This window comes from Tildeniella sp., from assembly GCF_059505325.1.
On the sequence record NZ_JCACKI010000064.1, the window covers coordinates 314,374 to 327,231 of the forward strand.

Sequence of the window (12,858 nt, forward strand, 5' to 3'; positions counted from 1 at the left end):
ACGGGAAGCGCGATCGCGTCTTTGGCGATCGCTTGAGCAAACGACCTATCATACAAAAGCAGTGGAGAATACTGCATTCGATCTGTGTGTGCAACCACAATGACTCAACCCCTTGCCGATCTTCGCCACAATTACACGCTGGAGCAGCTTAACGAGACAGACGTTGATCCTGATCCCATCAAACAATTTCAACGTTGGCTTGACCAGGCGATCGCGGCTGAGCTACCCGAACCGAACGCCATGACTCTCGCAACAGCAACCAGCAATGGCATCCCATCTGCCCGCATTGTCTTGCTCAAAGGCTTAGATGAGCGCGGCTTTGCATTTTACACCAACTACGAGAGCCGTAAAGGTCAGGAGCTAACAGAAAATCCCCAGGCGGTGCTGGTCTTTTTGTGGACAGTGCTAGAGCGGCAGGTTCGCATCGAAGGGCGGGTTGAGACCGTAGCAGCGGCAGAAACCGAGGCTTATTTTCAGAGCCGTCCCCTAGAAAGCCGCCTGGGTGCCTGGGCTTCCAACCAAAGTCGCGTGATTGCCAGTCGTGAGGTGCTGGAACAACGCTTTGCAGAGCTAAAGGCAATGTATGCAGACGAAAAGGTTCCCCGTCCGCCACATTGGGGCGGCTATCGGGTCATACCGCATCAGATTGAGTTTTGGCAGGGACGGACCAGTCGCTTACACGATCGCCTCCGCTATCGTCTGGAACAGGACAACTGGCTGCTTGAACGCCTCGCACCTTGAAGATCGATCGGAGGGTAGTCATCTCAACTCCCAACTGAGTGTTGGACTAACCACCCAACAAGCTGCATTCCTCTAAGCGCTTGCTAAAAAATAACTGCACACTTTTGGATTAGCTATCAGCTATCAGCTATCAGCTATCAGCTATCAGCTATCAGCTTTTTGCTGACGGCTATAGACCATGCTGTTATTTCTGTACAACTCCTAAGCCTTTTCTGGTGGTGCCGCAATCAGAGATACATCCACCCTCTGATCATCTGCTTGACTGACAGTTGCCTTAACACCCGGTCCAAAATAGCCTGCAATCTTCTCTTGTTTTTCTTGCCACACCTTAAGGGGCACCAGAGGCGACTCAAACTCCAGCACTAGAGTATAGGCACCTGCCGTTTCAACCTCTTGCACGCCTACTAAAACAGGACACTCTTCATCCGTAGGGCTTAAGCCAAGGTGGCTCAGTGAGCTGTCAAGATGTGCTCGTTGACCATAACGATAGCGGGTCACGTCTTTACGAATCTGATTTTGAGTCGCTGTTGCTTGCTGTTCTCGCAGGGCAAGTATGCCGTCAGCCGTTGGCTGCATCAACGGTACGGGCTTCAGTTCAGACGCTTTGAGCGCCAGCCCACCTAACAAAAGTGGAATGCCATAGAAAAAGCCGACCAAATTCAGCGTGGCGTTGTCGGTAATAAAATATGCCCAAAAGCCAATGATGGTGAGAACACCACCAACGCTAAGACCCAACGTTCCCAGAGAAGTTTGACGTAACATAGATTAAAAGTCTGACAGATTCGTGAGCATTCATTCTAAGTTCATTATCCTTCTCTTAGGGTCTGTGCAACGGCTGGCATTAGTGCTGTTCTAGTTTGAACTCCAACCCCGTGCCATCATACGATCGCAGGCTTATGGCTGGTGTTGCAAAGCATTCTGAGCAGTAAGCAGCGGCACAAACAGTGATAAAGCGCTGACGGTTGTGCAATTTGATGGCAGAAGTCTGTCATGGTAAGAGCAACCACGATCGCAGCGTTGGATTCGTGTCATAAGTAGAACTGCCTTAGCAAAGGGTTGGAGGATCGCTTCGGCATCAGTTCTCATACCAGTTCTCATAACTGTAGCAAGCGTGGGCTAGACGCGATCGCTGATTTTAGTTTCCTCATTTGGGCGCTTCTATGTCTAAGAATGAAAATCGACGTGCTGGCGAGAAAGATTCATTACTGGAGCAGATCAACGCACTAAAGCGAGAAGATGAGACGCTCAACAACATTCTGGCTGTGGATGTCTGGGCGCTTGCCAAAACGATGGATGAATTTCAACCCGGTTTTTGGGCAGCGTTTATGAAAAATCGCGATCGCGCCCTCAAGCGGTTCATTGATGACGTGATGAAGAGCAAACCAGCAGATGTCAAGCGTCCGCCCTACTTGCGTTAGACCAGAAAGTAGGCGGAAGAGAGGCGTACGAAAGTGTAGCAGGGTAAGATTTGCCAGCTATCTGCTCTTGCACTCAGCCAAGCAACGACTGAATGCTTGAGCCTGTAGCCCGAATAAATCACGATCGCGTAATGCAGCCAGTAAGTGTATTGCAGGCGCTCTGGTGTACCCGGTGCAGGCACCAGTCGTCCCTCGCCATAGCGATCGACCAGATATTCGACAATGGCACCCGACTCTGCCAGGGTTAGTGCGCGATCGGTAATCACTGGCGACTTGCCAAGGGGATGAACCGCACGCAAGGACTCTGGTGCCAGCATCGTCTCCGGGTCGCGTTCATAGCGCTTGATTTCATACAGTAGCCCAAATTCCTCCAGCAGCCAAAGCACTCGCTGAGAGCGGGAGTTGTTCAAATGGTGAAAGGTGATCATCAGCCCACTCTCAGCACTATGTGCAGTGACATTTAACAAACGTTCAACCACTTGGGAGCCAGTTGCTTTTAGCTTTTCGAGCTAGTGACAAACTCTTTCCGCTTCGCCCGCAGGTTGAGGTATTCCTTCGCTTCCTTAAAGAGGCGCTTGCGTTCGCCACCGTCAAAGATCGCGTTCTTGACAATGCGGACGACCACGCGGGGGCGGAAGTAGTAACTACCGTAGAAGTGTTCTACTGCCTCCATCATTTCAGAACGGGATAGACCAGGATATTCAATATGCGGCAACTGGTGCCCTGTCTCATCGGTCATGTCCTGATCAACTCTGAGGAAATTATTGCGGGCGGCGTAATCGTAAAACTCGGTGCCGGGATAGGCATGACCAATGGAAACCTGAATGGTGGTGCAGTCAAGCTCTTTGGCAAATTGCAGGGTTTCGGCGATCGTCTCCTTCGTCTCACCCGGCAGTCCTACAATGAAGTCGCCGTGAATGACGATGCCCGCTTTGTTGCAGTTTTTGACAAAGGTGCGGGCTTGCTCCACGGTTGCCCCTTTCTTGATATTCTTGAGAATCTGAGCATTACCAGATTCAAAACCGACAATAAACAGGCGGCAGCCCGCTGCTTTCATCGCCTGTAGCGTTTCTAAATCAACATGCACACGAGAGGTACATGACCAGGTAAAGTTCAATTTCTTGAAGCGCTCACATAGCGCCAGCACCCGCTCTTTACCGATCGTAAACGTATCGTCATCAAAAAAGATTTCTCGGATGTTGGGAAACCGTTTGAGCGCTTGCTCGACTTCGTTAGCCACATCATCCACCGATCGCTGCCGCCAGGCATGACCATCAAACGTTTGGGGCCACAAGCAAAACGTGCATTTAGCGGGGCAACCGCGCGTGGTGTAGAAGGAAATATAGGGATACAGCAGGAACGGGATGGTGTAGCGCGTAATGTCTAGATCCCGTTCGTAAATGGGTGTCACCCAGGGCAGCGCATCCAGATCTTCGGTTTGAGGTCGGGGTTCGGTGTGAACCACCTTGCCGTCTTGAAGATAGCTGATGCCTTTAATCTGCTCCAGGGGCATTCCTGACGCAAATTCTGTCACCGTATAGTCAAACTCACGATGGGTGATGAAGTCGATCGCCTCACTTGCCATCAGGCTTGCCTCTGGTTGCACCGTCACATGCGGTCCCACAAAGGCAATCTTCAGCTCTGGCTTTGTCGCCTTCATCATCTCTGCCAGCCGCACATCACTACTAAATCCAGGTGTACTGGTGAAGACAACCACAAAATCGTAGTCTTTGGCAATCTCGATCGTCTCCAGGGGCGACACCCCATGTGGCGGTGCATCCAGCACTCGGCTTTCGGGGATCATCGCAGCCGGATATGCCAACCAGACTGGATACCAATAGGATTCAATCTCACGAGTGGCGGGCCATCGAGAACCAGCACCCCCATCAAACCCTTCAAATGAGGGCGGATTGAGTAATAATGTTTTCATCATGTCGGTTTAAAATCTCCCACAGAGACGGTAGTTAAAGGGCGCTGGTCATCGTGCTCGATCGCGCTTTAGTATGCTTCTATGAATGCAATAGTCTGTCAAGGACTGGGCAACATGAAGCATGGGTTTGGCGCTTGAACGTAGCCGAGAAGCGATTAAAACAGACTGCAAAAAACGACTGCCATTGAGACAGTACCGAAGTGTTGACAACCTTCGCATGTCAACGCAGTGAGTTTAGCATGACAACAAAACTTGCTACCGTTGCCCGGAATGCTGCTCGTTGCTGCTGTAGATACTGCTCTGTGGCACAAAAGGAGTTCCGTTGTGAAGATGCGATCGTGGGTTGGATTGGGTGCGTTGGCATTGACACTATTAATCGCTGCGCCCGTTCAGGCAGCACCGATCGCGCTACAGGTATTCAAGGCGATCGATGCCCAAACGATCCGCTGTCCTGAAAAAGTCATGGTGAACGAACAATCACAGCCCTACCGTGAGGGTGGCTATACGATCGATGGCAGCGCCAGTTTAACCCAGCTTACTGATCGCTTGACCGTTGCCGCAGTGGATGATTTTAGCGTCACCTGGGTGGGCACATTAAAACCTGCCTACAGACAGTGCAAAGCCACTGCTCGTATGGTGAAGAATGGTAACGAAGCGTATGCAGATCATTCGTATCTACGTCTGAGATTTACAGGTGGCAAGGTTTACCTCATTCTCGATATGACAGGTATGCGCGATGCCAACGATTTTACAACTGTGATCCTCCGCAAGGGTGTCCGTAATGGAAATGCCTTCTGGAGTTGGGGCGGTACAGACTAGCAAGCGCTTTCCCTGATGAACTGTGCGCCCGAAGCATGACCTAAAAGCCCGTCCTTGCGCTGTAACTAGCTATGTCTTCTTTCTCTTACAAACTCTTTCAGTGCAGTTTAGTCGTTCTGGCTACTAGCAGCGTTGGGATAGCAATCGCGCCGCTCACAACCAATGCCCAACCGTCTGGCGCTGTCGCGATCGCGGCTCAGCCAACGGTCGATGTTCCCTTTGAGGTGTGTGGTGAAGCACAGACCTGGGTGCGTCCAACGAAAGCCGATCAAACCAAAAAGCTGCGAAGTCTGCCGCGCTATGGTGGCGACCTGACAACCCAACCGCTCAAAGGACTGTCCCAACGGTTTTGGCAGCAAGAGGTCTTTTCGTTTACACAGTATGGTCTCAGCCTGCGAATGGAACCCATCTATCTTTCGGGACTGTGGACAGTACAAGAGACGCTCTGGAAGTGCTACAACGCCAAAAATGTGACCCAGATCAACGCGGGTAAAACTGCTGAAGTTTGGGTGCTATCGCATCGTGTGACTCGCATCAAATGGACTGGTGAGCAGTACGTGATGGTTGTGCAGCCTGCTCAAACGGGTGTGCAGTTTATCCAATTTCCCCGCCGTGAGGCGCGATCGTCTCTACCGCTCAAGGTCGTCACCGAGACGGGCGCAAAGCTGACTGTCGTTGCTGGTAATTAACAAACGCGATATACGGCTTTCCTGAAATGTCTGCAATTGCCCTCACCCTAGCCCTCTCCCATCGGGAGAGGGGACAAGAAATGTCCGAAAGCCCTTCTCCTTGGGGAGAAGGGTCGGGATGAGGGCAATTCACATGTGCATTCAGCAACGCCTTTCTTAGAAATTACCTTAGACGACTAAACCCAATTTTGATTACTCTGGAAAAGAGACACCATTGCTCTGCATCGTCTTCGATATACTGCAATCATCGATGACAGCGAAGGATGATTCGTGATGAAGCGCCAGCACCCAGAAGTTTTCGTCTTGTCCCGCAGTGGGCTTATGCTCTCGGTCTTACTGCTATCGCTGGGTGGGATAGTGCAGCCTGCGCGATCGCACCCTCAGTCACTGTCTACACCCCTACTGGCGCAACTACAGCCATCGTCGGGGGAGCCACGCAATGCGAATCAGAGTGAGGTCGATCGCTCCCTGGTGCGTATGACGACGCTGTTCAACATTCTGCTGGGCATTTTAGTGCTGCTGCTGGCAGCGACGATCGCGGCACTGTGGTTGCTTCGTCGTGCGGTCATTCAAGAGATTGCCACCCGTGCCAAAGAACAGCTAGAAGGCTTGCAAGAACTCGAAAGTCAGATTGCCCGGACACGCGAGAACGCCAAGACTGTGCTGGCAGAAGTGGAGACGATCGCGGACGACGTTGCCGATGAAGCCGAGCAGTTTCAGCAAGACGTGACCAGAGAACGTGATGCGCTGGCAGGTTTGGTGGCTGAATTAGCGCAATCCAAAGCACAAATGATTGCCACGCTGGAGGCACAACTTCACGACTCCAAACAGGCTCTTGAGGCATTGGGCGTTGGACTCGTAGCGCAGCTTTCTGGCTCTCAGTCAGACATTCAGCAGCAACAAACAGACGCGCTAGAAAAACTTGCCGCATCCGAGCAAGACTTTGCCGCCCATCTTGCCAAACTTCAGTCGGCAGCCGTCGCGCAGCAAACATTGATGATTGGGCACCTGGAGCAGCTTAAAACCGATGTGGAACCACATTTAGATGCGTTGCAGTCAGACGTGCGGCAGCAAAAAGAACAAACGCTGATAACCATAGCAGCCGCCGAGCAAGACTTTGCTGCACAGTTAGCGGCGTTACAGGTGTCTGCCAAACAGCAGCGCGATCGCAGCCTCGCAAGTTTAGAAACCCTCAAAGCCGAATTCTCGCCACAGTTGGCTCAACTTCACTCTGATGCGCAACAGCGGCAGCAGGATGTGTTGCAGAAGCTCACCGTATCGGAACGGGATTTTGCGGGTCAATTGCTTGATTTGCAGATTTCTGCCAGACAACAGCGCGATCGCATTCTCGAAGAGCTAACCCACCTCAAAACCGAGTTTGCACCACAGTTGACTCAGCTTCAAACAGACGCGCAGCAGCGGCAACGCAACCTACTGGAACGTTTAGAAGCCTCCGAACGCGAGTTCGCTACCCAGTTAGTCGAGCTACAGGCGATCGCTGAGCAGCAAAAAGAGCGCATCCTCGAAAACCTGGAACAGCTTAAAGCCGAAGTCACACCACAACTGTCTGATTTCCGCCTGGATGTGCACGATCGACAAGAGCAAGTTTTACAACGGTTGGAAGCCTCCGAACGCGAATTTACAGCTCAATTAGTCGATTTGCAGGCGATCGCACAGCAACAAAAAGATCGCATTCTGGAGCATTTAGAACAACTAAAAGCCGATTTCTCGCCTCAGCTTTCCGACTTAAAAACAGGCGTTGAACAACAGCGCGATCGCATCTTGCAAAAGCTGGAAACGGTCGATCGCGAATTTACAGAGACGTTAGAAACGTTGCAAGCAAACGCTCAAAAGCAAAAGCAAACGATTTTAAGTGATTTGGAACAAATTAAGACCGAACTCGCACCTCAAATTGCTAGTTTTCAGCTTGATGCCCAACAGCAAACCCAGCAAAAGCGCGATCGCATTCTCGCGGAATTAGAAACATTAGAAACCGAATTCACCACTCAAATTAGTGAACTCAAAGCAACCGTTTCAGGGCAGAAAGACGACAGCTTACAAACGATTGAAGCGTTACAGTCTGAGCTAGTTACACAGCTTACAGCACTTCAATCCACTGCTCAAACTCAAAAAGCTGATATTCTCAAACAACTGGCAGAAGCGTCTCCGGTTTCTGAAGCAGCGGTCGCAGCCTTGCAACAAAAGCTGCAAGACTTGATGGCACAGTTGGAACTGCTCAAAGCGAATCGTCCCGAACTCTTTATTGATGTGAATAAATACATCAATCAGGGACACGAACTCTTTGCTGAAGAGAACTATGAAGCAGCGATTTTGCGCTACGACAAAGTGGTTGAGCTTCAGCCAGAAAATGCAGATATCTGGTACCAGCGTGGGCTAGTGTTCCAAAAAATTCAGCGCCACGAACCTGCGATCGAGTCTTTCGACCACATGCTAAAACTCAAGCCCAAAGACGATAAAGGCTGGTTTAGTCGGGGGATCAGTCTGGCACGGATCAAGCGCTACGAGCACGCGATCGAGTCCTATGATCATGCGCTAGATAGCAAGCCTGACTATCACGAAGCACTGGTGAATAAAGGCGTAGCGCTCGGCATTTTACGACGACACCAGGATGCGTTTAATGTGTTCGATCGTGCCGTGCAGTTCAAACCTGATGATGCCGTTGCCTGGATGAATCGTGGCTTGGCGCTCGAAACGTTAGGACGACACAAAGACGCGATCGCCTCGTTTGATGAGGTCATTCACTTTAATCCCGACTCTTACAAAGCACTCGATAAACGCGGCTATGCATTGGCTCAACTGGGTCGTCACAAAGATGCCATCACTAGCTTTAACAAAGCACTGGATCTAAAACCAGACTATGCCAGCGCGTATTACAATCGCGCCATCAGTCATGCCTTTTTGGGCGAAGCTGATTTTGCGCTGGAAAGTTTAGAAAAAGCGATCGAACTCAATCCCAGCTATCGCGCTGAAGCAGAAACAGATGTTGCCTTCGACGAACTCTGGAACGATGATTGGTTCCAAAAATTAATTAGAGTCTAAACTGCCTTCGTTGTCTGGAAATGTAATCTGCACCATTGTTTGGTGTCCATACGTGCTAGCGATCGTCAATGTTCCACCATGCAATTCCACTAAACGCTTGGCAATAATGAAACCTAAACCAGAGCCTTGCTGTTCGTAAAATTTGCGCTCGAACTGCATATAAGCACCCAAACTGACGAGTTGTTCTGGGGTCATGCCCCGCCCGTGATCAACGATTGTCAACAGCAGGCGATCGTTCATCATTGCGGTCGCTATTCGCACCGATGTACCTGCTGTCGAAAACTTGAACGCATTGTCAGTCAGCTCTTCTACAATAATTTTTAGCTTCTGCTCAGAGATTTGAATTCTGGCATTTTGCAAATCCAGTTGCAAATCGGTTTCGCGTCCTTCTCGCTTGGCGATCGCGGTTGCCACTTCGGTAATCAGAAAGCTCGGATAAAGTGTTTCATCATTGCGGAGGGCAGCGAGACGATCGCGATCGCGGGCTGTGATTTCCAGTTCCGCATAGAGTAGAAAGTTTTGAATGAGTCTGTATAGTCGTTCGGCAGCGCCATGAATGCCCTCCGCAAGCTCCAACACTTCCTGCTGGCTGATCGTTTGATAGTCGTCGATGAGCACTTCAGACAGCCCCAAGATGCCATTTAAAGGCGATCGCAATTCGTGGGGCAGCGACAGTGCAATACTGCTCCGCAAACTGTCAAGCTGTTTCTGTGACTGCTTGAATACTGTTGCCTGTTTGTCAAAACGACTAGCGATCGCAGCCAGCAACTCATCTGCCGTGCAAGGTTTGGTCAAAAAGTCATCGGCTCCAAGTTCCATCCCCTGCCGAAAATCGTCCTTTGTTCCCCGTGCCGTCAAAAAAATGAAGGGAATAGCTGCCGTTGCCGTCTGTTGACGCAGGCTGGTGAGTACCTGGTAGCCATCAAGCTGAGGCATGGTCACATCGCACAAAATCAAATCAGGCAAATGCTGCTGCGCTAACTGCACACCAACGTTACCGTTTGCTGCACCCAAGACGCTAAAGCCTTCAACTGTAAGCAACTCTAAAAGCGACTCACGAATGGAAGGCTCGTCTTCAACCACCAGAATTTTTTTCATCGTTCGTCAGAGCGGTAGTGTTTCACAAGCGTTTTGCGTTGGGTCGAGTGGTTTATCTCACTTTTACAGCTGAGACTAACCGATCTAGAGCGTGACTCAGTTCGCTCCAGTGTGTTTTAGCCAACTTCGATCCCTCTGCGGCTGCTAGAGTAGGCGTTAGTCATCAGCTATTCATCGTATGGGAATGCCTTCTGCAAAAAATGGTGCCGATCTCCAGCATACGCTCCAATTCTCAGCGCGCCCAGTTGAGGCGATCGAGCTACATGGCTGGGACACACTACCTCTGAGCCAAAAAGCGATGATTCGGCGATCAGTCACGCCCGAAACGCTTGCCAGTAGTATCACTTATCCCAACACGCCAACCGCTCTGTCCGCAGTGGTAACAGCCACCGATCGCCAACCTCTCTTACCCTGTGGTGCGGGGAGTAAGCTGCACTGGGGCGGATTGGTGGGAGGGCAGAGGGCAGAGGGCAGAAGGCAGGAGGAAGAAAACCTTCCACCTTTGCTGATGGTGAGTACAGAGCGGCTAAATCAATTGATTGACCATGCAGTGGGTGATTTGACGGTGACAGTCGAAGCAGGGATGCGGTTCGCTGACTTGCAGGCAACATTGGCAAAAGCGGGACAGTTTTTGGCGATCGATCCTGCTTATCCAGACCAGGCGACGATCGGTGGCATTGTGGCAACCGCAGACACAGGCTCACTGCGTCAGCGGTATAACAGTGTGCGAGATATGCTTCTAGGGCTGTCGTTTGTCCGCGCCGATGGACAGGTTGCTAAAGCAGGTGGACGGGTCGTAAAAAACGTCGCAGGCTATGACCTGATGAAGCTTTTCACTGGCTCCTACGGCACTTTGGGCATCATCACGCAAGTAACCTTTCGCGTTTACCCGTTGCCCGAAGCGTCACAAACCATTGTGCTGAGCGGTGCTACAGGCGCGATCGCTCAAGCGACTCAAACGCTCCTGAGTTCAGCGCTAACACCCGCTAGTGCAGATATCTTGTCCGAGTCGGTAGCTGGAGAACTGGCGATCGCGGGTACTGCCCTGGCAGTGCGATTTCAGAGCAGCTTGCCCAATGTCCAGGAGCAAACCAAGCGCATGATTGAAGTCGGTCAAGCGTTGGGGTTAGCTTGCTCCTGTTTTGCTGCTGCTGATGACACCGCTCTATGGCAACGCTTACAAAAACGCATGACGGTGAACAACCAGACCGACGCGATTACTTGCAAAATAGGAATACGCCCCTCCGAAGCCGTAGCGCTGCTGACAACCCTTAAGGACTTGGCGATCAAGGACTTGGCGATCGTGCCCTGGTTTGGACAAATTCATATAGCTAGTGGACTGGGCAGATTGGTATTCGATGCTGTCACCCCATCAGATCTCTTGCAAGTGCGATCGCTCTGTCAGGCAAAGGGTGGCTTTCTGTCTGTTTTGCAGGCTCCGATCGCAATGAAACAGGCGATCGATGTATGGGGCTACTCTGGCAACGCGCTGCCCCTAATGCGCCAATTAAAACACCACTTTGATCCAGACGATCGTTTAAGCCCTCACCGCTTTGTAGGCAAAATTTAAGTCATGAGTGCCGAAGTTCGCAACCAAGAAAGTGATCAGTTTCCAATGTTGAATGTCGAGTTACCAGATTCCACTCCTCACCCCCCACTCCCTACTCCCCACTCCCCACTCCCTTCCTTCGACTCCCACAATCCTCCCGATGCGAAACTCATCGACGCGTGCGTTCACTGTGGCTTCTGCCTCTCTACCTGTCCGAGCTATCGCGTGATTGGTAAAGAGATGGATTCACCCAGAGGGCGCATTTATCTGATGGATGGGGTGAATGAGGGGCAAATTCCGCTCTCGCCAGCGATCGTGCAGCATTTTGATTCCTGTCTGGGCTGTCTTGCCTGCGTTACGACCTGCCCGTCTGGGGTGCGGTATGACCAGTTGATCGAGGCAACCCGTCCCCAAGTGGAGCGCAATCACGCTCGATCGCTGCCCGAAAAGCTCTTGCGTCGTCTGATTTTCTCCACGTTTCCGTATCCCGATCGGTTGCGCCTGTTACTACGTCCGCTGGGGCTTTACCAAAAGTCGGGTTTGCAGAAGTTGGTGCGATCGCTCGGCTTCCTCAAGCAGCTTTCGCCCCAACTGGCAGCAATGGAAGCGATGCTGCCAAAGATCTCACCGCAGGCGTTTCAAGATCCTCTACCAGCGATCGTTCCAGCGCAAGGAAACCAGCGCTACCGAGTCGGTCTGCTGCTCGGCTGTGTGCAGCGACTCTTCAATCCTGAAGTCAACGATGCGACGGTGGGAGTATTGACCGCCAACGGTTGTGAAGTGGTTATTCCTCAAGCTCAAGGCTGCTGTGGGGCACTCACCCATCACCAGGGGCAAGAAGCGCAAACGCAAGCACTGGCGCGTCAGTTGATTGACAGCTTTGCGGATCGATCGCTGGATGCCATCATCATCAACGCCTCTGGTTGTGGGCATTCGCTCAAAGAATACGGCAGCATCTTGCACGATGACCCTGACTATCGGGAGAAAGCCGAGGCGTTTGCCAGCAAGGTCAAAGATGTTCAGGAATTTCTAGCCGATGTTGGTCTAACTGCCAAACTATCGCCCTTACAAGACGAACCACTGACGCTGGTGTATCAAGACGCTTGTCACATGCTGCATGGGCAAAAAATCAGTGTGCAGCCACGTCAACTGCTGAAGCAAATCCCAGGTGTACAGTTGCGGGAACCGATTGATGCTGCGCTGTGTTGTGGTAGCGCTGGTGTGTACAACATCTTGCAGCCCGACGTTGCAGAGGAACTTGGTCGCCAAAAGGTAGAAAACCTGCTCAACACGGGAGCTTCGCTCATTGCCTCAGCCAATATCGGCTGCTTTGTACAAATCAGCAGGCACCTCCAGCTTCAAGGACAAACGGTGCCAGTACTGCACCCAATGCAACTGTTGGATTACTCAATTCAAGGCATCAAGCTAAACGCCGTCTTTCCTGACAAGGCAGCGATCGCAGCGCCATAAACACATCGACCAGCCTTAAGAGCTTGCTGAAAAATAACTGCACACTTTTGGATCAGCTATCAGCTATCAGCTATCAGCTATCAG

Annotated in this window: 10 protein-coding genes and 1 pseudogene; 7 read left to right on the top strand and 4 right to left on the bottom strand. The window is 51.4% G+C overall.

Annotation, left to right across the window (positions count from 1 at the left end; translation table 11 throughout):
- The first annotated feature begins 99 nt into the window (after nucleotides 1-99).
- Nucleotides 100-741, top strand: coding sequence for a pyridoxamine 5'-phosphate oxidase (gene pdxH, locus AC5JO6_RS22710; protein WP_496083303.1), 642 nt, complete (start codon nucleotides 100-102; stop codon nucleotides 739-741).
- A gap of 201 nt (nucleotides 742-942) precedes the next feature.
- Here pdxH and AC5JO6_RS22715 read toward each other — a convergent pair whose 3' ends face one another.
- The gene (locus tag AC5JO6_RS22715) at nucleotides 943-1,503 is read right to left on the bottom strand and encodes a DUF2854 domain-containing protein (RefSeq protein ID WP_496083304.1); all 561 of its coding nucleotides are present in this window, start codon (nucleotides 1,501-1,503) and stop codon (nucleotides 943-945) included.
- Nucleotides 1,504-1,901: 398 nt separating this feature from the next.
- Between AC5JO6_RS22715 and AC5JO6_RS22720 the strand changes: the two genes are divergently transcribed.
- On the top strand, nucleotides 1,902-2,159 hold the full coding sequence (locus tag AC5JO6_RS22720) for a hypothetical protein (protein WP_496083305.1): 258 nt from the start codon (nucleotides 1,902-1,904) through the stop codon (nucleotides 2,157-2,159).
- Nucleotides 2,160-2,284: 125 nt separating this feature from the next.
- Here the strand turns inward: AC5JO6_RS22720 and AC5JO6_RS22725 are convergent.
- Nucleotides 2,285-2,587, bottom strand: a pseudogene (locus tag AC5JO6_RS22725) (glutathione S-transferase N-terminal domain-containing protein); the annotation flags it as partial.
- A 68-nt stretch (nucleotides 2,588-2,655) separates the two neighbouring features.
- Nucleotides 2,656-4,089 carry a hopanoid biosynthesis associated radical SAM protein HpnJ gene (gene hpnJ / locus AC5JO6_RS22730; RefSeq protein WP_496083322.1) on the bottom strand — a complete coding sequence of 478 codons (1,434 nt, stop codon included), beginning with the start codon at nucleotides 4,087-4,089 and terminating at the stop codon, nucleotides 2,656-2,658.
- A gap of 330 nt (nucleotides 4,090-4,419) precedes the next feature.
- Here hpnJ and AC5JO6_RS22735 point away from each other — a divergent pair, with 330 nt between their 5' ends.
- The 3 genes from AC5JO6_RS22735 (at nucleotide 4,420) to AC5JO6_RS22745 (ending at nucleotide 8,657) form a co-directional block, all read left to right on the top strand.
- Nucleotides 4,420-4,908, top strand: coding sequence for a hypothetical protein (locus AC5JO6_RS22735; protein WP_496083323.1), 489 nt, complete (start codon nucleotides 4,420-4,422; stop codon nucleotides 4,906-4,908).
- A gap of 71 nt (nucleotides 4,909-4,979) precedes the next feature.
- Complete coding sequence (locus AC5JO6_RS22740) at nucleotides 4,980-5,597, top strand: hypothetical protein (protein ID WP_496083306.1); 618 nt, start codon at nucleotides 4,980-4,982, stop codon at nucleotides 5,595-5,597.
- 273 nt (nucleotides 5,598-5,870) lie between these two features.
- Nucleotides 5,871-8,657: a tetratricopeptide repeat protein gene (locus tag AC5JO6_RS22745; protein ID WP_496083307.1), complete on the top strand. Its 2,787-nt coding sequence runs from the start codon at nucleotides 5,871-5,873 to the stop codon at nucleotides 8,655-8,657.
- Here AC5JO6_RS22745 and AC5JO6_RS22750 read toward each other — a convergent pair.
- Entirely contained in the window at nucleotides 8,643-9,755 is a 1,113-nt protein-coding gene (locus AC5JO6_RS22750) for a hybrid sensor histidine kinase/response regulator (RefSeq protein ID WP_496083308.1), read from the bottom strand. The genes AC5JO6_RS22745 and AC5JO6_RS22750 overlap by 15 nt on opposite strands.
- A 184-nt stretch (nucleotides 9,756-9,939) precedes the next feature.
- Between AC5JO6_RS22750 and AC5JO6_RS22755 the strand changes: the two genes are divergently transcribed.
- Together AC5JO6_RS22755 and AC5JO6_RS22760 are read left to right on the top strand one after the other, a co-directional pair.
- On the top strand, nucleotides 9,940-11,325 hold the full coding sequence (locus tag AC5JO6_RS22755) for an FAD-binding oxidoreductase (RefSeq protein WP_496083309.1): 1,386 nt from the start codon (nucleotides 9,940-9,942) through the stop codon (nucleotides 11,323-11,325).
- 45 nt (nucleotides 11,326-11,370) lie between these two features.
- Nucleotides 11,371-12,774, top strand: coding sequence for a (Fe-S)-binding protein (locus AC5JO6_RS22760; protein ID WP_496083324.1), 1,404 nt, complete (start codon nucleotides 11,371-11,373; stop codon nucleotides 12,772-12,774).
- The last annotated feature ends 84 nt before the right edge of the window (nucleotides 12,775-12,858 follow it).